Source organism: Swaminathania salitolerans, assembly GCF_007988945.1.
Lineage (GTDB): Bacteria > Pseudomonadota > Alphaproteobacteria > Acetobacterales > Acetobacteraceae > Swaminathania > Swaminathania salitolerans.
The window spans coordinates 368,710-390,595 of the sequence record NZ_BJVC01000001.1; the positions used below are offsets into that span (position 1 = coordinate 368,710).

The 21,886-nt window shown below is 61.6% G+C and carries 10 protein-coding genes; 5 read left to right on the top strand and 5 right to left on the bottom strand.

Annotated elements, in window-relative coordinates; all coding sequences use genetic code 11:
* Positions 1 to 475 precede the first annotated feature (475 nt).
* The 4 genes from SSA02_RS01525 to SSA02_RS01540 are packed head-to-tail and all read right to left on the bottom strand — an operon-like array spanning position 476 to position 5,837.
* Positions 476 to 2,233, bottom strand: coding sequence for an AMP-binding protein (locus tag SSA02_RS01525; RefSeq protein WP_186807627.1), 1,758 nt, complete (start codon positions 2,231 to 2,233; stop codon positions 476 to 478).
* Positions 2,234 to 2,249: 16 nt separating this feature from the next.
* On the bottom strand, positions 2,250 to 3,686 hold the full coding sequence (locus SSA02_RS01530; RefSeq protein ID WP_147092159.1) for an autotransporter strand-loop-strand O-heptosyltransferase: 1,437 nt from the start codon (positions 3,684 to 3,686) through the stop codon (positions 2,250 to 2,252).
* Between the two features lies 1 nt (position 3,687).
* The gene (locus tag SSA02_RS01535; RefSeq protein ID WP_147092160.1) at positions 3,688 to 4,839 is read right to left on the bottom strand and encodes an autotransporter strand-loop-strand O-heptosyltransferase; all 1,152 of its coding nucleotides are present in this window, start codon (positions 4,837 to 4,839) and stop codon (positions 3,688 to 3,690) included.
* A gap of 17 nt (positions 4,840 to 4,856) precedes the next feature.
* Entirely contained in the window at positions 4,857 to 5,837 is a 981-nt protein-coding gene (locus SSA02_RS01540) for a glycosyltransferase family 4 protein (RefSeq protein ID WP_147092161.1), read from the bottom strand.
* 698 nt (positions 5,838 to 6,535) lie between these two features.
* Here SSA02_RS01540 and SSA02_RS01545 point away from each other — a divergent pair.
* From SSA02_RS01545 to SSA02_RS01560, 4 genes are all read left to right on the top strand, one after another.
* Positions 6,536 to 8,779 (top strand): Hint domain-containing protein, encoded by a 2,244-nt coding sequence (locus SSA02_RS01545; protein ID WP_186807628.1) that lies wholly within the window; start codon positions 6,536 to 6,538, stop codon positions 8,777 to 8,779.
* 418 nt (positions 8,780 to 9,197) lie between these two features.
* Entirely contained in the window at positions 9,198 to 11,417 is a 2,220-nt protein-coding gene (locus SSA02_RS01550) for a Hint domain-containing protein (protein ID WP_147092163.1), read from the top strand.
* 95 nt (positions 11,418 to 11,512) lie between these two features.
* Positions 11,513 to 12,964 (top strand): AMP-binding protein, encoded by a 1,452-nt coding sequence (locus SSA02_RS01555; RefSeq protein ID WP_186807629.1) that lies wholly within the window; start codon positions 11,513 to 11,515, stop codon positions 12,962 to 12,964.
* Between the two features lie 96 nt (positions 12,965 to 13,060).
* Positions 13,061 to 19,414, top strand: a complete 6,354-nt coding sequence (locus tag SSA02_RS01560) for a type I polyketide synthase (protein ID WP_147092165.1) — start codon at positions 13,061 to 13,063, stop codon at positions 19,412 to 19,414.
* 76 nt (positions 19,415 to 19,490) lie between these two features.
* Here the strand turns inward: SSA02_RS01560 and SSA02_RS01565 are convergent, their stop codons facing one another.
* Positions 19,491 to 20,756: an MFS transporter gene (locus SSA02_RS01565; RefSeq protein WP_147092166.1), complete on the bottom strand. Its 1,266-nt coding sequence runs from the start codon at positions 20,754 to 20,756 to the stop codon at positions 19,491 to 19,493.
* Positions 20,757 to 20,997: 241 nt separating this feature from the next.
* Between SSA02_RS01565 and SSA02_RS01570 the strand changes: the two genes are divergently transcribed.
* Positions 20,998 to 21,801 carry an EAL domain-containing protein gene (locus tag SSA02_RS01570; RefSeq protein WP_147092167.1) on the top strand — a complete coding sequence of 268 codons (804 nt, stop codon included), beginning with the start codon at positions 20,998 to 21,000 and terminating at the stop codon, positions 21,799 to 21,801.
* Positions 21,802 to 21,886 lie beyond the last annotated feature (85 nt).

Sequence of the window (21,886 nt, forward strand, 5' to 3'; positions counted from 1 at the left end):
CTCAAGTTCTGCGGAGCAGTGTTTGATTGCAAGGATGGTTCTCATTGTCTTGTCCCGAGTCATTACGGGAAAACGGCAGGTGATTACAAGGGGGTGTTACATGAGGTGGGACTGATATGATTTGTCTGCATAAAATTTAATTATAATATCTTTTCATGAATAATGATCATATATTTCGTAGTTGTGTATGTTTTCTCAATAGAGCGCATAAGACTGATCTCCTCTCATCACAAGAATATCGCGCTTTTAGCTGTCCGGGGGGCGTGAAGAGGCGCTCTGTGACTGTCCTTCGCTTCCTCCGAAGCTGCGCGTTAAAGCCTTTTTCCGGTCTCTGCCGAAGACTTTACATAGTATGTAACGCATATTGACGCTTGGGTTTCCCGGGAGACTTCCGGTGCGCTCTTGCGGGCAGGTCACTCAGCCAATGAAATTGCATTTCCGGCAGATGCGATGTCCGCATCGCTGGAAATCCGTCTCAGATGAGCTGTTCCGGTCCCGAGGCGACCGGGCTTTGCGTATCTCCGGAACACAGAATGGCGCTGTTTTCCTTCAGGATAATCGCAAGAGTCAGATCGGCTCGCACCTTGCCGCTCGGCGTACGGGCGACGAAGCCCTTGCGGATCAGGAAATAGGCAAATTCATCGATCCTGTAGCTGCGCATCACGGTCTGGAGGATGCTGCGGAGACGCGAGGGATCGACCGCGCCATGCTGTTCCACGATGAGGCTCGGGACGGGATTTTCCGGTCCTGTCGGCGGGGCGACGACGCATAGCGCCCCATCGAACGCCTGGCCGAGCGAAAGCGCAATGTCGTTGGTGTAATAGATGCTGCCACGCAGCTCGAATCGCTCGCTCAGCCTGCCGACCACAAAAAGTTCGCCTTGGTGGATGAAGCCCGAATCCTGACTCCTGAGATAGCGTCGGCCGTCTTTCTCCACGAAGCTGCGCGCGTTTCGCAATGCGTTGCCGAGATAGCCGATGCTGACGCTCGGGCCGGAAATCCAGATTTCGCCCACGGTATCGTCGGGCAGAAATGCGCCGGTATCCGGGTCTGCAATATGGACGCTCTGTTCCTCGCGGGCCGTTCCGCAGCTGGCGAGAACGGTCACATTGCCCGGCTCGATTTTTTCACCGGTCCTGACTGCCCGGCCGAGTCCCAGCGCCGCACGGTCGAAACATGCGAGCCCGACGCCACGTCCCTTGACGCCCGACGTCACGAGCAGTGCGTTCTCTGCCAGGCCGTAACAGGAATAAAAGGCTTCCGGTCGGAAACCCTGCGCGGCGTAGCGGGTCGCGAACGAGGATAAGGTGTCTGCCGAGATGGTTTCCGAGCCATTGAACGCGATGGTCCAGCGCGACAGATCCCATGCGGATGACACGTCGCTCCCTGCAAGCCGCGCACAGTAACGATAGGCGAAATCCGGCCCGCCCGAGATCGTGACACCATATCGGCTGATAGCCTCGAGCCAGCGCGCAGGGCGCTCGATGAATTTCTCCGGAGCCATGAAATAGAAGGGATTTCCGGCCGCGAGCGCGGGCAGCACGGCGCCCACAAGTCCCATGTCGTGGGTGAAGGGAAGCCAGCTCAGTCCGGTATCGTGATCCTGATACCGGAACGACAGAAGCTGGGCATGGATATTGTAACAGATATTCCTGTGAGTCAGACAGACGCCCTTGGGACTTTCGGTCGAGCCGGAGCTGTACTGGACCAGCGCCAGTGTTTCTGGCCCGCATGCAACGGGAGTGGAGAGGGGCGATCTGGCGTTACGCGCGGCCTCCATGGGGATCCATCTGATCCTGTCTTGCGATGTCGGATCCGGTTCATGGAACAGGCGCAACGTCTCGCGCAGGCCGATAACCCCCTGGGCCTCGCTGTCGCGAAGAAGGAAGGTGAACCGTTCCCGCGCACCGATGGATGTCGGATAGGCACCGGAGACAGGCACCAGACCTGCGTAAAGACAGGCAAAGAAGGCGACGATGTAGTCGAGACCGTTTTCGAACAGAAGCAGCACCCGGGCGCCGGAAGGCAGGGTTCGCGACAGATGGGCGGCCACCAGACCGGCCTCGTCATGCAGCCGGGCGGCGCTGAGCGATGCGGTGACCGTTGCGCCATCGCCGAGGAACAGGAAGATCGGCTGCTCGCCTCTCGTAAGACGCCGGAACGTCACGAGATCGATAAGCGTTCTTTCTTTCCAGGCGTCGCGCCCGACAAGTGCCTGTTCTTCTTCATACATGGAGCGGTTATCCGTTTCAGGACCCGACCGGAGTCGCGTCGTCGGAGCGGTGCGGATCCGACAGGTCCCGGTCGTCGGGATGCGTTCCGCCGAGCGCGGCATGTACCCGGTCGCACATCGCCGTCACGTAATCGGCCGTGATCAGTCGCGTGCACTCGAAATGCCGCGGCGTGCCCTCATGGCGGGGGCAGAACAGGGGATTGTCGTGCTGGAAAGGGACGCGGATATCGTGCCAGCAACTGTTGCAGACATGCGGGTTGAAAACGCGATACGGCGTTTCGAACTCGTTGAGCGGGTGGGTGAACCCGCTGATCATGACGACCGGCGTGCCCGTTGCCCATGCGAGCCAGGAGAGTCCCGATGACAGGCCGATGAAGAAGGCTGCGTGACGGATCCAGTAGGCGCGTTCTGCAAGAGGGCGCTCACCGGTTTCGTCGCGTGCGCCGTGCGGAATATAATTCCAGTGGTTGCGATGGCCGGCAATGGCCTGACGATCGATGCACACCACGTCGTAACCGAGCCGGTTGAGATGCCGGATCACTTCCGACCAGCCATGAGGATTGTTCCAGTATTTGCACTGGCTGGATGCCTGGGTTGCGATCGCGACATAAGGGCGGTCGAGCGGCGCTGTAGCGATCGGCCATTGCACGATACGGGGCGGTTTCTCGTTTATCCCGAGACCGAGAATATGAGCAGCCGTATGATGGAGGCCGACGAGCCGGAAATCGGAAGGCTGCCAGTCGGCATTCTCGTCCGTGAAAAACAGTCCCATGTAATAGGTGGCATAGGTCCGGTGCTTGAACGTTTCGTACTCGTCGAAGGTACAGCAGCGGATCCGGGGATAGACCCCGGCGAAAAGCTTGCAGGCGGCCTCGCTCATGATGACGGCCAGATGGCAGTCGTGTTTTTCCTGGAATTGCGCGGCATAGGAAAACCACGCAATGGCATCGCCGAGCGTGCCGCCCGGAAAAGCGATAGCGACATCGCGATCGCGGCAGTCGAGCGTGTGGTCGAGAACGATCTCGCCGGTATCGTTGTCGCGGATCTCCACCCGCGTGGGGATGAAATATTTCTTCGATCCGAGAATGGTGCAGGGGCCGGCATCGGCGGCGTAAAGGCAGACCTTGCGTTCGATGTCGGTCAGGGTCACGTGCCAGCGCCCCTCCGGCAGGAGGACGCGCGCGCCGTTATTGAAGTCGAACGCGATGCCTCTGGCGGCAGCCTGTGTCGGAACTTCCGGCGGGAGCGGAAAATTCCCGCGCGTTGCAGGCAAGGGAGGAGACGAGGCCGCGAAGGCGCCCGTCGAATCCTGCGCCGTATCGACCGCGCCGCTCCGGGCCGCATCACCGGTGCCTGCGCCGCCGGATTGCGCGCGTGGCGTGGCTTCCTCGCTTCCGGGTGCGGGTGCGCTGAAATTGAGGATCGAATCGATTATGGAGTCGATGTCGCTCATTTCAGCACGCTATTCCCTGCCCGGCGAGCAATTCTTCGATGACCTGTTCCACATGCGCCGAGGAGATCATTTTCGTACATTCGAAATCCCGCTCGGTGTTCGCGTGGCGAGGGCACCAGAAATAATTCTGCCGCTCGAATTCGATCGTGACATCGTTCGAGCATCCGTTGCAGACATTGCGGTTGATCACCCGATACGGCGTCTCGAATTCGTTGAACGGTTCGGTGAATCCGCTGATCATGACCACCGGGCAGCCTGCGGCCCAGGCGAGCCAGGACAATCCGCTCGAAAGCCCGATGAAGAAAGCCGCATGTTTCAGCCAGCGTGCCCGCTCGCTGAGGGGGAGGGAGCCGGTCATGTCCTCGGCGCCGTGCGGGATATGATGCCAGATCGTGCCGTTTCCCTGCACACGGTCGCGGTCGATACAGACGACGCGAAAACCGCGTTTTTTCAGGTACGGAATGATTTCCGCCCAGCCGAAGGGGTTGTTCCAGTATTTGTTGTGACCTGTTGCCTGTGTGGCGATACAGACATAAGGCTCCTCCATGGGAGGACCGCCTGGAGCGATCGCGATGGAGGGGCGCCGGTCTTTGGGAGGAAGCCCGAGAATATAGGCGCCTGAGACGCCAAGTCCCACCTGGCGATAATCGGTTGGCTGATGGTCGCGATTCGTGTCGTTGAAGAAGATCAGGACCTTGTACCGCGCGTAATAATCCTCTTCCAGACACGACACGTCGTCGGTGATCGTGATCGCCTCGTTGCAGCCTGCGAAGAGCGCCGCCATGCCGGGGCGTACGAGGCACAGAACATGACACCCGTGAAGCGCAGCGAAGGCCTCGACATGACCCATCCAGGCGAGGTGATCGCCGATACCGCCGAGATGCATGTCGATCAGAACGGTATGTCCGCGCAATGCCATGTCGTGGGCGAAGACCGTCTGTCCCTCGCGGGTTATTCTGAAACTGAAAGGGACATGATATTTCTTCGTGCTGCATACGAGACCGCCCTCGTTCGCGCCGGCGAAAATGACGGTCTGGGTCAGGCGATCCCTGAGCTCGATATGCCATTTCCCGGGGGGAAGACTGACGCGACACCCGTCCTGGAAGTCGTAGCGTATTCCTTCCGGGCCGATCTGGCTTGGCGTCTCGTTCATCGGCTCCTGCTCGCGATTCAGAGAGATAGGGACGCCCGGCCGGATTGCGACATGATCAGACCGTATACTTGCGCGAGCGCATTCCGCGTCTCGTCTATAGTATAGCGCCGCGCAGTCTTTTCCGCCTCGTCGAGCATCATGTCAATGCTCGGGTCGCCATGCTCGAACCCGAAGAGCAGCGAGGCGAGCCGATCGACGATCTCCTCGCATTGTTCGGGCGAGAACCAGTGACCGTTCCGGTGGGTGGCGTAATCCTTCCCGCCAGTGCCGTGAAACCCGACGAGCGCGCAACGTGACGCCATCGCCTCCAATGGGGTGAGCGGGGCAGCCTCCTGACGCGAAAGGGCAAGAAAGATCGTGGACCGCCCCATATGCTCGGCGACCTCGTGCTGGGGCATGTTCTCGAGATAGATCCAGGGGAAGCGCCGGGTTTCGGGATATTTGAGATGAAGCATGTTCATGATCAGATGCGCGAGCGCGGGATTTCCGTTCTGGAACGGCCATTTTTTCGGATTCGTGGCGATCCTGTTTTCCTTGGCGCGCGGATAGAACATTTGCGAGTCGATCGAGATCGGCACGACATGCACCTGGTCGAGGCCGAGAACGGTCGTGAGGGAGCGTGCGATTTCCTGTCCGGGCACGATGAAATGCGTGAACCCCATCCGGACGAGATCGGAGCGCTCGATGCCGTAGCTATAGAGATAATACTGGTTCTGACAGAACATGATTTTGGTGGCGCCGAGCGGCGTGCGCGCGAAATCGAGCAGCCAGTCGCGCATGACTTCGGGGAAGACGAGCACCGTTTCCTCGTCGACGGGAAACTGGTCGCAGACCCTGACATCGTCGCCCACATCGAGCCATGGCGGCGCACCAGCGGGCTGATAGACGGAAACGTCATAGCCCAGCGCCCCCAGCATCGAAGCGTGCTGATAAACGACCTTCACGCCGCCACTGACGGATCCCGGTACGAAGGGATTGAGGAAGACGATTTTCTTCATGTGCGTTGTCCGATCGGCAAGCACGCACAGAAGTCACCGGCGCACGTGGATGCGACGGTCTGTTCCGTCCCCGCCCGCAGCTCTGCCCGGTTTCCGGTCCTCTGCCACGATGTCTGCCCACGCTCCGGGCAGGGAGGGCAAATCGCGTTCCGCAAGGATGACAGGGATGATGGAAAACCCGGTTTTCCGCCTTCTCCAGTCGGGTTCCCGCCCTTCTCCCGTCCACCATGCGTGGAGAGACGTGCGGCAAATCCCGGGTTTCTGCCCCGCAGCATCAAAGATCCATCAAACATCGTTTGCCTGCGCTAATTCCCGGTTAAAGAAAGGAAAAGACATGATCGTGAACCATTTGTGAACATTGTGTCAGTTTGTAAAATTATAACGAAACGAGGGGCACAAAAGGTTAACGAACTATTAAAACAAAACTTTGTATTATATAAATAAAGTTTTCCGTAAATATAGTTTACGACATATTTCGTTCCATGTCGTTGACGTATATCGATAAAACGCCAAGCGCCAGAGCCTCTCTGTTGATCGCGGGTTCTTTCTGTTTTATTTGTGTTGTCAAGTTACAAACACACAACCGCATTCGAGATGCGTGGAGCAGCACCCAGGCGGTTCAAGGCCGATCTTGCGTTTCGGCTATACTGTCGCAATGCTGCGGCACATTCGAGAAATCGATTCCGGGGGAAATATACATGGCGATTACTTCGAGCGGCACCGCGAGTGGCGGCACGATCACCAGTAGCGGGGGGCAGTACTCGATCCTGAGCGGGGCGACCCTTGTCGTCGAAAACAGCCCTTATGTCGTCTCGGGCGCCATCGTTTCCGGGTTCGGTCAGGGGCCTGACAATTCCGGTGCCCTTCCGGGCCAGTCGGGCGGCACGAATTATCCCGCGCTTCTGCTCGCCTCCGCTGGCGGCGTCGCCTCCAACGCCCAGGTCGGGTTCGGCGGTGTTGTCATGGGGGCCAATGGTGGGCGCGTCGAGGGCGGCTATGCGACCGATAGCGGGTCCTTCGCCGCCGTGAACAGCGGAACGGTCAATAACGTGACCATCGGCTCGGATGGTGGTGTGCTCGCCAGTATGATGCCGGGTTATGGCGGCGCGGCAGGTCTCGTCACCAACGCGCATGTGCAGGCCGGAGGCTATGGACTGGCCGGAGGCGGCTTCACGATCAAGGGACAGGAATTCGCAGGGTCGGGGATCATCTCGGGAGGGACGTTCGATGTCGGCTCCACCGAGATTCTCGTCTCGGCGGGCACGGATATAGGCAGCCTGATCGGCGGCACGCAGGTCATCTCCTCTGCCGGGTATTCGCTGAGTTCCATTTTCAGCGCCGGAACGCAGTTGATCAGTGCCGGCGGTGTTGCAAGCGCCAACACGGCCTATGCAGGCGGGTCCATCCATGTCCTTTCCGGCGGCGTGTCCTATCGCACGACGGTCGGCTCGGGCGGCAGTGTCGAGGTCGCGGCTGGCGGTATGGTCAACGGTCTCACGCTCCAGGCTGCCGCGGCGGCAACAGCGCGCCCAGCGGCCGTGATCTCGAACGCGACGGTCAATGGCGGTGGAACGCTCACGATCGATTCCGGTGCAACCCTTGCTGGCGGAACCATTCAGGGGACGACCTCCGATGGCGGTGCGGCAGGTCTGCTGATCGTGCAATCGGGCGCGGTACTGAACGGTCTGAGCATCGGATGGAAGGGGCGTATCGACGTCGATACGCTCAGCTATACGTCCGGACAGTCGATCCGGTATGCGAATGGCCAGATCAGCATCGTCGACAGTCAGGGGAATGTTCTCTGGAGTGCGGGAGTCACGGGCTCCGGAAGCAATACGGCTGCGGATTATCACCTCGAGCAGGACGCCGACGGAAGCACGATCATCGTCTATGACAAATGCTTCCTGAAGGGGACCATGATCCGTACTCCCGGGGGCGAGCGCGCCGTCGAGGATATCAAGGTGGGCGACCATGTCTCGACTCTCGTCGATGGTGAGGTCGTCCAGCGTGAGGTCATCTGGGTCGGGCGCCGCTCCGCAACCGTAAGAGACTGGATGACGGATGACGAGGCCGGGTATCCCGTGCGGATCCGCAAGGGCGCGCTCGGAGACAACGTTCCCTACAAGGATCTTCTCGTCACGCCGGAGCATGCGATCTATCTCGATGGAGGGTTCGTGCCCGCACGTATGCTCGTGAACGGACGCAGCATCCTGTACGATCATAAGCAGACGCATTTCGATTATTTTCATATCGAGACGGATATCCATTCGATCCTCTGGTCGGATGGCGCCTTGAGCGAGAGCTATCTGGATACCGGAGACCGTACGGCATTTTCGCAGGACGGCCAGGTGGTCCGGCTGCTGAATGCCAAGGCGCAATGCTGGGAACAGGATGCTGCCGCACCTCTCAGGATCGCGCGCGATTTTGTCGAGCCGCTCTTTCGCAAGCTGGAAGCGCGCGCGGATATGCTCGCCTATGCTCCGGTCGAGCAGGACATCGAAGTCACGGAAGATCCCGATCTGCATCTTCTCGACGAGCGCGGGCGGGTCATTCGCCAGATGCGCGTGGTCGACCGGGCGCGTGTTTTCATGGTGCCGCCGGGAACGCGGGAAGTGCGGATCATGTCGCGCATCTCCCGTCCGGTCGATGTCGTGGGGCCGTTCCTCGACGACCGGCGTCATCTCGGCGTTCTGATCGCCGGGATCCAGATCTGGGAGGCAGAGGAAACGCATCGTCTCGAGGCTTATCTGACCGACGAGACGCTCGAGGGTTGGGCCGAGCCGGAGGGTGGGCGATCGCGCTGGACGGCTGGCGCGGCATGTCTGCCCCTGGATGGCGGCAACGCCGAAACGGTGCGTCTGCTCTCCATAGAGGTCATCGCGGGCGGTCCGTACAGGGTCGAGCGAGACTCCGAGAGGGCAGAAAGCGCTCTGGCGTCCTGACAGCGCCGGATAATCTCTTGCAGGGGGCGGTTTCGGGTAGATCGCGCTCCCTGCCGGACGGGGCCGTTCGGGAGGCATTGTTTGTGAAGCGAAAATCACAGGAATGTGAGGTTTGACCCCCTCCGGTTCGGGGTATCGACCCGATATGTGGTAAAACCATGGAAAACAACAGAAAAAATATATATTTATCAATCTATGAAAAAACTACTCAAGAAAAACGCATGAACTTCTAACAACAGGAATCATTGCGCATGGAAAATCTCTGTGTCAGGGAAGAATTGGTTAACACAAAATGAACGGAACGATGTGGCCGAGCGTCGCAGGGCCGTGCTTCTGGCGGGCGGAGCTTTTCCGTTTCTCAGGAGCGTCTGTCCGGTCGGGCCGCATGGTGACGTGTATCCCGGCAGGAGACTGAGACATGGCATTTGAATCGAGTGGTTTGGGATCGTCGGGCGCGACGATCTATCAGACAGCCGCGAATAGCTGGCGTGTGCTCAGCGGCGCGACCCTCACCGTCATGGGTGCGGGGACCTCCGTCGTCGGTGCCTATATCGAAGGGCTCGGCATGGGAGGAACGACCAACCCTGCAATGCTTCTGATGCGTGGCTCTTCTGTCGCTTCGGGAGCGACGGTCGTATCGGCGGGCGTCGTCATCGCGGCCGACGGCGCGACCGCAATCGGCGGAACCGCCTATGAGAGCGGTTCGTTCGCCGCCATCAATGACGGTGTCGTCAGTGGGGTGACGGTCGGCCCCGGAGGGGGCGTTCTCGCGAGCAAGATTCCCGAACAGGGCGGGGGTGACGGTCTCGTGCTGGATCCGCATGTCCTTGCGGGAGGCTATGGGCTGGCCGGTGGCGGCTTTACGATCAAGGGACAGTTCTTCATCGGCCCGGGCACCATCTCGGGCGGGACATTCGACGTCGGCTCCACAGAAGGGCTGGCGAGCGGCGGCACGGATATAGGCAGCATCATCGGGGGCACCCAGGTCGTTACCTATTCCGGTCATTCCATCAGTTCGATCTTCAGTGCGGGCACCCAGTTGCTGGGCGCCGGAGGATTTGCGGAATACAGCGTCGTTTCCGATGGAGGCCTGATCGAGGTTTCCGGGAGCGGCGCCATTTCCTACCGCGCCAGGGCCGGATCCGGAGGGAGCGTGCGGGTTCTCGAGAGCGGTCAGGCCCTGTACCTTCAGGTCCAGGCTGCGGCCGCGGCAACCGTCGAGGCAGGCGGCACGATGTCCAAGGCGATCATCGAGGGCGGCGGAACCATGACGGTCAATTCCGGAGCGACGCTGGCGAGTGCGACGATTTCCGGTATCGATGCCTCGGGATCGGGAACCGGAGGGCTGCTTATCGTCCAGTCGGGAGCGGTGCTGAGAAAACTGACCATCGGCTGGAAGGGGCGCATCGATGTCGATACGCTCAGCTACGACCAGACGCAGAAGATCGTTTACGGAGACAATACGATCAGCATCGTGGATCAGTACGGCGCGGTGTTGTGGAGCGCCGATGTCAAGGGAACGGACAGCAACGCAGCGAGCGATTATCACCTCGAACGCGATCCGGCCGATGGCAGCTCGATCATCGTCTACGACAAGTGCTTCCTGGCTGGGACGATGATCCGGACCGACCGGGGAGAGGTCAGGGTCGAGGATCTCGCGGTCGGCGATCGGGTGGTCGCCTGTGTCGATGGCGGGGAGGAATATCGCGAGATCCGCTGGATCGGCCATCGCTCCACGGTCGTCAGGTCCTGGCTCGAGGATGACGAGGCCGGATTCCCCGTGCGTATCCTGCGCAATGCGCTGGGCGACAATCTTCCGCACAAGGATCTGCTCGTTACCCCCGAACATGCGCTCTATCTCGAAGGCGCGTTCGTGCCTGCGCGCATGCTGGTCAATGGTCGCAGCATCTTCTACGACCGGACCCTGACCCATTTCGACTATTATCATATCGAAACGGAAAAACACTCGATCATCTGGTCCGATGGCGTTCCGAGCGAAAGCTATCTCGATACCGGCGATCGCAGACGGTTCTCGCAGGAGAGCGCCGTCGTTCATATCCTGAACGGTGCCGCCCTCAGCTGGGAGCACGATGCAGCGGCGCCCCTGAGGACCGATCGCGCGTTCGTGCAGCCTTTGCACATGACATTTGCCGGTCGTGCGGCGCATCTGGGTATCGGTTCCCTGGTCGAGACGCCATCCGTTACCGACGACCCCGATCTGCATCTCGTCGACGATGAGGGGCGCACGATCCGCATGATGCGTTCCGTCAATCGCTGCGCTATTTTCATGGTGCCACCCGGGATCCGGTCGGTTCGTCTCGTTTCGCGGGTTTCGCGCCCGGTCGATGTCGTCGGGGCCTATCACGACGACCGGCGGCATCTCGGCGTTCTGGTCGGTGCAATCCAGATATGGGAGGCGAACGAGACCCGTCATATCGACGCGCATCTGAGCGATGCGGGTCTTGAGGGCTGGGCGAATATCGAGGATGGTCGTCAACGCTGGACGACCGGCGATGCCCGGCTCGATCTGAGTGACCGCGTTTCGGGAGCGGTCAGCATTCTCTCAGTGGAAATACGTGCAGGCGGTCCTTATCTTGCGAGGCCCGCCGAACTCTCCTGCGGGGCTCAGGCTGGCTGAGCCCCCTCACGACCGGTTTCCCCGCATCCTGGGGATTCCGGGGCGATGAAATGGCATCGCTGGATTATCGGGATTGATCGTTTATGTTTCATGTCATGGCTTTGCAGCACGCAAGGCAAAATCCTCAATCCCTCGCTTTCGACAGTCTGGCGCAGGACTGGAGTTTCGCACGGCTGGAGCAGGATGTGCTCGCGGTTAGCCGTGCGCTGGAAAGGCTGCGAGAGGCCGAGCCGAGAATGGTCGGCATCCATTGCAGCAATCTCTACTGGCACTGGGTCCTGATTCTCTCCCTGGCGTCTCTGGGGCTTGCGAGTGCCTCTCTTCCGGAAAGTGCCAGCCCGTCCTTTCTCAGGGATGTCCAGCTTCTCCAGCCGGAGCTCGTGATCTCCTTCGGCGGTCTTTCGCTTCAGGACGTGCAGGTTCTCGTGATCGACGAAGCCTGGCTGGGGCGCATCGGCAAGATTTCCGGCCCTCCTGTCGAGGTCTCCCTTTCCTGTGACGCGATCTGCCGGTACGCGATCGCGTCCGGCACGGATGCCGAACGGGGCGTTCTGTCCATGACCTATCGTCAGGCAGAAACGGCCATCATGCATCTGATGCTCCAGGACCGCATCGTCGGAACCGGACCGGTGGAGCCGTCTCATGTGCTTTCGACCATAGGTCTGATTTCCCTGACGGGCTTCATCATCGGCTGCAGTGCCCTGTGTTCGGGATCGCCGCTGAATTTCGTAAGCCATACCGATATCGGCATCCTGATCGCGCGCAGGGTGCCCACCGTCGCCGTCGTGACGCCGGAGCATCTCGCCCATATCGTCGAGGTTCTCCCACCCGGAATGACGCCGCTCGAAACGCTCACACTGGTCGTGACGGGCGGGCGCCTGAACGATGCCCTGCGCGACAAGGCGCATGCCCGTCTCACAAGCGCGCTTTCCATCGTTTACGGTGCGGATGAATGCGGTGCCCTGGCACTTGGCAGGGCAGGGTCAATGCCGACCGACGATATGGTCGGCTCGGTCCTGCCCTGGGTGACGCTCCAGCTCGTCGATGCGACCGGAACGCAGGTCGCGCAGGGCGAGGAGGGCATCGTGCGGGTCAGCGGCACGGGGGTTCTTTCGGGCTATGTCGGTGCCAGCGAGAAACGGTCGCGTCATTTTTCCGGCGCGTGGTTCTATCCGGGCGATCGCGGCATTCTGGATCGGTCCAACATTCTGCGTATCACCGGACGTGTGGACGATCTCGTATCGCTTGGCGGCGACAAGTTCGATCTGGGGGTGATCGACGATATCGCCCGGTCGATACTCGCAACCCGCGAGCTCGGGAGTTTTCTCGCAGTCGACGAGTCCGGGCGCACGCGGCTCAATATGGCGCTCGCCTCGGGGCGCGACTTCGATGGCGAGCAGCTGGCCCAGGCCTTGAGGGCGTTCTACCCATCGCTCCCACCGGTATGCGTGATGAAGACGGATTATATTCCGTGGTCGCTCGACGGACGTGTCGACCGGGAGCGCCTCGCAGGCGCTTTCTCGCGCGCCGCCGTCGTCATGCGCTGACGCAGCGCCGGTTCCGAAAAGCTGTCGTCCCCGGAGAACATGCGACGCGTGCCGCTTTTGCCTCGCTTCTACCAGATTTAGGGTTTGTCTCTCGTCATGTCGCGCAAGAAAACTACAGATATTGCCATTGTCGGTATTGGCTGCCGCCTCGCTCCGGATATCGGAAACGCCGCAGAGCTGTGGCGTTTCCTGTGCGCGGGAAACGAGGCCGTGACCGATATTCCCGAGGACCGCTGGAGCGTCAGCCGGTTCTATGCGGAGGATATCGAAGCGCCATCCAAGACCTATATGCGTCGCGGCAGCTTTCTCCGGCGCGATATTCACGCGTTCGAGCCGCTGTTTTTCGGGATCTCGCCGCGCGAGGCCCAGATCATGGATCCTCAACAGAAGCTCCTTCTCGAGGTGACATGGGAGGCCATGGAAAATGCCCGCATGGTACCGGCTTCGCTCTCGGGGGCCAGAACGGGGGTGTTCATCGGTATCTTTGCGGTCGACGCCCATGGGCATCACGCCAGTCCGTACAATCTCCCGATCATCCGCGATCACTTCGCTGCCACGGCGACCCCTTCGACGATGCTCTCGGCGCGTCTGGCGCATGTCTACGATTTCCAGGGGCCGTGCATGTCCATCGACACGGCCTGTTCCTCGTCGCTCGTCGCGCTTCATCAGGCCTGTCGCAGTCTGAGCGAAGGGGAGACCGATGTCGCCGTGACCGGTGGCGTGAGCCTCATGTACTGCCCCCAGACATCCATCTTCATGTCGAAAGGCCATTTCATCGCGCGTGACGGGCGGTCCAAGAGTTTCAGCGCGGATGCCGATGGGTACGGCCGTGGCGAGGGCAGCGTCGTCTTCATCCTCAAGCGTCTGGAGGATGCCGAGCGTGACGGCGATACGATCCATGCGGTCGTGAGCGGAACGGGCGTCAATCAGGACGGGCGCACGCAATTCCTGACATCGCCCGATGCAGGCGCGCAGTCGCGGCTCATGTCCGAGGTGCTCGAGGCCGCGCATATCGACCCGCGCGATGTGGATTATGTCGAGACCCATGGAACAGGAACCCCGGCGGGCGACCCGATCGAAACCTATGCCCTGTCCCGGTCCATCGCCCGATTCCGTGACGAACCGCTCGTCATCGGCGCGATCAAGGCCAATCTCGGACATACCGAGGCCGCCGCAGGCGCGCTCGGAACGCTCAAGGCCGCGCTTTGTCTGCGTCATCAGGCCGTACCTCCGCAGCCGGCACTCGAAACCATCAACCCCTCCATAAAGATGGAGGAATGGAATCTCGAAATTCCACGCCGCGGGGTCCACGCGCTCGGTGGGGCGCGTCCTGCGCGTCATGCCGGCGTGAATTCCTTCGGCTATGGCGGGACGAATGCGATCGCCGTGCTGCGGCGTCACGAGGCAGCGGAGAAACCGCTAGTTTCCCCGCCCGAAGGGCGTCGTATCGACGGCAGGATCCCGGTCCTTCTGACGGCCTTCTCCAGACCGTCCCTGCCGATGATGGCGGCGGCCTGTCGCGAGATGCTGGCGGGCGATCGTCCTCCCGCTCTGGGCGATCTCGCCTTCAGCCTCGCCACGACCCGTACGCTTTTCCGGAACCGGTTGCTCGTCCTTGCAAAAGACGAAGTGGAACTCCGCGAGCGGCTCGGTGCCTTTCTGCAGGAGCAGCGCAGCGAAGGCGTGTATCAGGCGAGCATCGAGGCGCAGGACGGCAAGGGGATCGTGTTCGTCTATTCCGGTGTCGGGCCGCAATGGTGGGGGATGGGGCGCCATCTCCTGAAAGAGGCATCCGACGCGGTGCGCGATCTGGCGCGGCGTTGCGACGCACGCTTCTCCAAGCTCGCCGGTTATTCCATCCTCGACGAGATCCTCCGCGAGGAGGCGCACAGCCGGATCGATGCGACCGAGATCCTCCAGCCAGCCATTTTCGTCATCCAGATCCTGGTGACGGCCTATCTGGCCGAACAGGGGATCGTGCCCGACGCGGTGCTCGGTCACAGCATGGGAGAGGTCGCCGCGGCCTATGTGGCCGGTGCGCTCGAGCTGGACGATGCCGTGACGGTCATCTTCCATCGTTCGCGCCTTCAGTCCGGGCTGAACGGCACCGGGCGGATGCTGGCGGTCGGTCTCTCCGCCGAGGCTGCCGAAGCACTGATCGAAGCCGAGGCGCCCGGTCTGTGCGTGGCGGCAATCAATGCGCCGAGCAGTTGCACGCTCGCGGGGCCTGAAGAGGCCATACGTGCCATGGCGGCGCATCTGGCGGGCAAGGGATTGTTCAACCGCATACTCAATGTCGATGTGCCGTTTCACAGCCCGGCCATGGATCGCATCGAGTCGGCGCTGCACCAGGCCCTTGCCGGAATTGCCCCGGTGGCACCGTCGATACCCTTCTTCTCGACCGTGACCGGGGCCGCGCTCCCGCCGACGCAGGCGCTCGATGCGGCATACTGGTTTGCCAATGCGCGTCAGGCGGTGCGTTTTGCCGGGGCGGTCGAGGCCGCTCTTGCAGAGGGATTCACGCAGTTCGTCGAAATAGCGCCGCATCCGGTGCTCGGACGCTCCATCAAGGCTGTGGGCGAGAAGAACCAGACGAAACTCGGCGTCATCGCGACGCTCAATCGTCAGGAAGAAGAAGCACGCTGCCTCCGGAATGCGGTGGCCCATATCATTCTCCAGACGGCGCGCCTCGACTGGCCCGCGATCACGGGCGGACAGCCGATCGATCTGCCCGCCTATCGCTGGGCGCGCGAAGCCTGCTGGATCGAGAACGAGCGGGAAAGGCGGTTCCGTCTCGGAGGAGGGGGGCACCCGCTACTCGGATTCGGCGCGATGACGCCCGGCAAGGCCTGGATCGCCGATCTGACGGCGCTTTCCGTCCCCTGGCTCAAGGATCACTGCATCGACAACGTGGTCCTGCTTCCCGCATCGGGCTTTATCGAGAGCGCGCTGGCTGTCGCCGGAGAAGTGGAAGGGCAGGCGGGCGTCATCCTCGAGAATTTCGAGATCCTGGCACCTCTGGTTGTCCAGCCGGGCGACAATCCGGTGCTCCAGCTCAGCTATGACGAAACGCGCGGTTCGTTGCGGTTCTTCAGCGCGCGCGAGGAATTCAGCGAGATGTGGATCGATCACGGTCGGGTCGATATTCTCTCGGCTCTTCCCTGGGAGGCGCCCGCTCTGGATCGTGACGAGGCGACGCAATGGCTGTCGATGGGCGTCGATGGCGACCGGCTTTACGAACGGATAAGACCGCAGGGATTCCATTACGGACCGCGCTTCCGGACCTTGCGGCGTCTGGCCGTGCAGGAGCAGGTTGCCTATGCGGAGCTGGCCCTGACGGAGGAAGAGAAGGATTCTGTCGAAACCTATCATCTCCATCCCGCTCTGCTCGACGGGGCCATGCATGCCCTGATCGCCCTGGTGCCGGAGCGCTTTGCGGATCACATGTATGTGCCGGTCGGTTTCGAGCGACTGAGTTTCTACGGCAAGGCCCCGGCAGAATTGCTCGTCAGGGTCGAGCTCCTCTCGGTCAGCCACGCTCAGATCGAGGCGTCGCTTCGGCTCTACACCCATGAAGGCATTCCGGTGGCCGAGATGCGTGCGCTTCGCCTTGCCGAAGTGCCCAGATCGCGCGACGACGAAACGACCCGCGCAATCCAGCGGCGCGACTACTACACCAGATGGACGCAGACCGAGGCGGCCATTCTCTTCTCCGAGCCGAAAACCGTTTGTCTCGCAGGCGAGGCGGGGCCGGTCCGCAAGCGGCTGAAAGCCCTGCTGGAAGAAAACGGGGTGACCGTCGTGGTCCCGCCGGCACGTTCGTCCATCACCCCCGAGACCCTGAAGCTCGAGCCGGGATCCGTGCCCGATGCCGTGGTCTATCTCGGCCTTTCGAAGGCGCAGGAGACGCAGGAGGCGCTCGCGGCGCGTATCGATGCGCTCGTTGCGTTCGGCGAGCGTCTTCATATCCCGCAATCCGATCCGGCACCCCGGCTGATCCTGGTGACCGAGGGCGCTCTTTTCCTCGACCGGGAGGAGGCGCTTCTTCCGGCGCGCTGTGCCATACGCCCTGATAATGCGGCCCTTGCCGGTTTCTTCCAGGGGCTCGTCGATGAACGGCCGGAGTTCCGGGGCAAGATCATCGACGTGACGGATCTGGCCAGCCAGGGCGCTCTGGGCGCACTTGCTGCCGAAATCCTTCATGACGATGCGGAGACCGAGGTCGCCTTGTGCGATGACCGGCGTTTCGTGCCCCGTTTCGTTCCGGTCGAGGGACAGCCGGAACGAAGCCTGGAGCAACTCCCGTCCGGCTCGGGAATCAGGCTCGAAAAGAGCCGCACGGGAACCCTGGACGGTCTGCGTTACCGGGCCTTCGACGTGCGGCCTCCCGGGCGCGGCGAGATCACCATCCGTATCCTCGCGACCTCTCTCAATTTCAAGGACATGCTCAAGGGCATATCGGTCCTGCCCGAGAAATTCCTGCGCGATACCTATCACGGCACAGAAATGGGCATGGAGTGCTGTTTCGAGGTCGTGGCGGTCGGTCGCGGTGTGAAGCGGTTCAGGGTCGGCGAGCGCTATCTGACCTGTCATCCGGGGTGTTTTGCATCCCACATGACATTGCCGGTCAAGGGGTTCCGCGTCATGGCGCTCGACCTGTTCGAGACATCGGGACGGCCGGTCACCGTTGCCGAGGCAACTGGCCTGCCGATTGCGATCGCGACCGCGCTCTACACGCTGCACGATCTCGCCCGCCTGAAAAAAGGCGAGACGCTGCTCATTCATTCTGCTGCAGGCGGGGTCGGCCTCGCGGCGATCGAGATCGCCAGAATCATCGGCGCACGCGTCTTTGCGACCGCAGGCAACGAGGAAAAGCGGCAGATGCTGCTCGATCGCGGCTGCGAGGCGGTGTGGGATTCCCGCTCGCTGGCGTTTTACGAGGGGATTCTGGAGAAGACGGGCGACAAGGGCGTCGATGTGGTCCTCAACAGTCTGCCCGGCGAGATACAGAAACACAGCGTGGCGCTACTGCGCAACGAAGGGCGTTTCGTCGAGATCGGCAAGAAGGACATCTGGGAAAAACGCGATCTCTCGCTGTTCGATTTCAACGGCAATGTGGCGTTCTACAGCTTCGATCTCGACCTCATGATGGCACGGGATCATCGCAAGGCGACCGCGATATTCGAGCGTATTCCCCATCTTTCCAGACGGTTCGACACGGTCATCCTGCCTCATGTCGTCTATCCCGCAGCAGAGGTGCGGGACGCGTTCAAATTCATGTCGTCCTCGCGGCATATCGGCAAGATTCTCGTTTCCTACGAGGATCTCGCTGGCGTGCGCGCCCAGCGTCAGCCGGCCCGATCCGTGGATCCCGACGGTGCCTATCTGATTACCGGAGGGCAGGGCGGGCTCGGCCTCGCCACGGCTGAGTGGCTCATCGGGCAGGGCGCGCGCCATATCCATCTCATGGGGCGCGCACCGAGGAAGGAGGCCGATGCGAAGGCGCGGATTGCGGCGCTGAAGCGCAAGGGCGTGAAAATCGCCCTGCATTTCGGCGATGTCGCACAGGAGGCGGATGTCAGCCGCATTCTGTCAGCGATCCGCGATACGGGACGGGCGATCCGCGGTATATTCCACGCAGCCGGTGTTCTGGATGACCGGCTCGTCTCGAATTATACGGGGGAGAGCCTGCGTCGTGTGCTCGCACCCAAGGTCGAGGGAGGGCGACTTCTCGATCGCCTCTCCCGACAGGACAGGCTCGATTACTTCGTGCTCTATTCCTCGATCGTCACCGTTACGGGCAATATCGGTCAGAGCAACTACCGCGCCGCCAATGCGTGGCTCGATGCCCTGGCGAGTGCAAGACGGCAGGAAGGGCTCGCGGCGCTTTCCGTCCAGTGGGGACCGATCGCCGGGACAGGTATGCTCGCGCAGGAGGAAAGCGTGGTGCAGTTTTTCGAGAAGGCCGGTTTCCGCCTGCAATCTGCCGGCGATGCCCTGTCCGATCTCAAGGCGCTTCTGGACCGGGATCGCGATACGGTGGCCAGTATGGCGATCGACTGGGAGACCTGCTTCGAGCATCACGGACAGATCGAACGGAATCCGAAATTCGCGCTCATACGCCGCGAGAAGACGATCAGGAACAGCTCCGCCCAGAAGCTCGCCCATCTCCAGACGCTGACGCCGGAGGAGCGGTACGACTTCATTCTGGACAACGTGAAAACGATTCTGGGCAAGGTGCTCAGAATGGAGCCGGACAGTATCGATCCGGGCGCGCGACCGAACGAGCTTGGGGTCGATTCTCTTGCCGGGGTCGAGATCCAGACGGCGATCAAGACGGAATTCAACGTCGAGATCTCTCTTCTCGTCCTCTCCCGCAACGAGCCGATCCGCGAAATCGCGCGGAATGTCCTGCGTCAGATCAGCCTGAACACGATGGCCGCCATCTGATCCGTTGCGTGTCCTTTCCCCTTCCGCAGGTCGGCGGATGGGGAAAGGCGGCGCCGTTCCCGGCGCCGTATCGCTCTCAGTGTTCGGTTTCCATGGTCTCGCCCGGCAGTTCGGCGGGTCTGATCAGGGCAATCGCCCCGACCACCACGCTCGAGGCGATGACGAAAATCTGCGCGGAGGCGGACAGGCCGACCGTGCGGCCGAGCACGGGCACGAGCTTGCCGGCCAGTCCCTGGCCGAGCGACCCGATGGCATAGCTCAGCCCCATCCCGAAGCTGCGTGTATCGGAAGGAAAGCGCTTGGCGAGATAATGCGGCACGAGGGCGAAGACGCCCGATGCGGCCAGCCCCATGATCGCCGCCGAGACGAGAAGAACCGGATAGGCCTCGGCGCTCAGGAAGGGATAGATGGTCAGCACGACGACGGCGAGAGTGCCGAGGATCACGCGCAGATCCCCGAAACGGCTCGCCAGGGCACCGCAGCCCAGCTTGCCCACGAGGGAACCGATGCAGAAACATCCGATGGGCCAGAAGATCAGAGCGGGCGTCAGATGGTGCACGCTCCGCAGGATGGTCGGATAGAGGCTGTAGATGGCCGCTTTCTGGAACTCCAGGAACGACATCAGCGCGATGGCCTGGATCGCCGCGAGGGTCAGCACGAATTTCGCATGCGGAGCCCGGTCGTCCTGGGGAGAAATGCGCTTTTTCTCCTGCGTCAGCGCCCAGACGGGGCTCTCCTTCACGCCCCAGCGGATAAAGAGCGCGAGAAGCGCGGGAGCGAGCCCGATAAAAAAGAGCAGGCGCCATGAATAATGGGGAAGGATGAGCGCCTGTGCTGCCGTCGCGGCCAGAAAGCCCAGCTCGTACCCCGACATCATGATGGCAGACGCCATCGCCCGGCTGGAGGCAGGAACGCTCTCCATGAGCAAGGCGGCCGAGGCCGTCCATTCCCCTCCGAATCCGATCCCGAAAAGAAACTGGATGACGATCAGGGAAACCAGACCGTGCGACAGACCGGTCGCCGCCGAGAAGAAGCCGAACCAGAGAACGCCGATCAGAAAGGCGAGCCGTCTGCCGTAACGATCGGCAAGCCATCCCCATCCGGTATTGCCGATGGCGCGGCCTATGCTCTGGGCGAGCAGGACCGTGCCCATGGCGCTCAGGGTGACCCCGAATTCATGCGAGATATCGGGCAGGGTGAGAAGAAGCGCAGTCTGGTCGAACGCGTCGAGAAACCAGCCGAGGAACGCGGCGATCGTGACGCGCCAATAGGGGCGCAGGGCTATGAGGGGAGGGTAGGCAAGCGCCTTCGACAGGGCTGAGGGGCGGGCGGAGGCCGACATGGTCTCGTCCTTCAACTGGGTGGAGGCGGAGGATTGGGGGAAGTAAAGCCTGATGCGATAGAATGTGGACAGGTTTCCTCCTCATTCTGGACCCTGTGACGGCTCGCGTCGAGTCCCGCGACGATACCGGAACGAAAAAGACACGATTAACCCGATGTTAGCCCGGGGCTGGTAGAGCTTGCCCCTCCAGACCGGGAGGACGGGGATTTTGCAGGAAGCAGAGGGATCCCCTCGATTATCGATGCGGCGCAAGCCGCGCCGTGCCGCGGCGCGCCAGCGTGAAGAGACGGCGTCGCTCGATACGCAATACCGCTACGAGGTGCGGCAGGGGCTCGTTTCCACCATCGGGTGGGATCTGAGTCCGGCGCTCTCCAAACTGGTGCGCGAGCGTGGGCAGTCCAACCCCCGCAGCCGCCCGCCACGCCTCGAGGAGGGTCCCGATCTGCTCATGATGCGTCAGATCTGCGCGCGTTTCGTGCAGATACCGGGGCGCCATGTCGTATGCGTCACCCTTGCGGACAGGAAGGCGCCGGATGCGTCTTTCGTCGAGGGATTGCAGCGTATATTTTCCGAAACGGGTTTCCCTCCCGGATGCCTCAAGCTGATGATTTATGAGGATCGTTTGATGGAGGAGCGCTGCGAGCGGGCGTATCAGCTCGCTCTTCTGCGCGACTGGGGGGTGGAACTGTGGCTGACCCGGTTCGGTCAGGACCAGTCGAGCCTCAGTCTGGTCCGCGAGCGCGCCGCATCGGGGCTGATCAACGGTGTGAGCTTCGATGCCTCTCTCGTTCTCATGCCCAATGCGGTATGGCATCCGATGGAGGAGCGGATGGAGAATACGGATGCGTTTCTCGACCCGGTCGCGATGCAGTTCGTGGCGGCGTCCTGCGCCGCGATCCGGGCTCTGGGGCTCAAGACCCATCTCGGTCGTATCGCCTCCTCAAGCCAGTGCGCTTTCGGCCTCGATGCCGAATTCGACGAGATTTCCGGCAGGTGCAGCGAGCTCGAGGGCATTGCGCAGAGCGACGGCCTGCCCTGCTGGTAATGCAGGGCACTACCCCCGGGGACGGGGCGGTTGCACCGTGTCGGCAACGGGGACGGCCTTCCATCGATACGCTTAACGCGAGTTT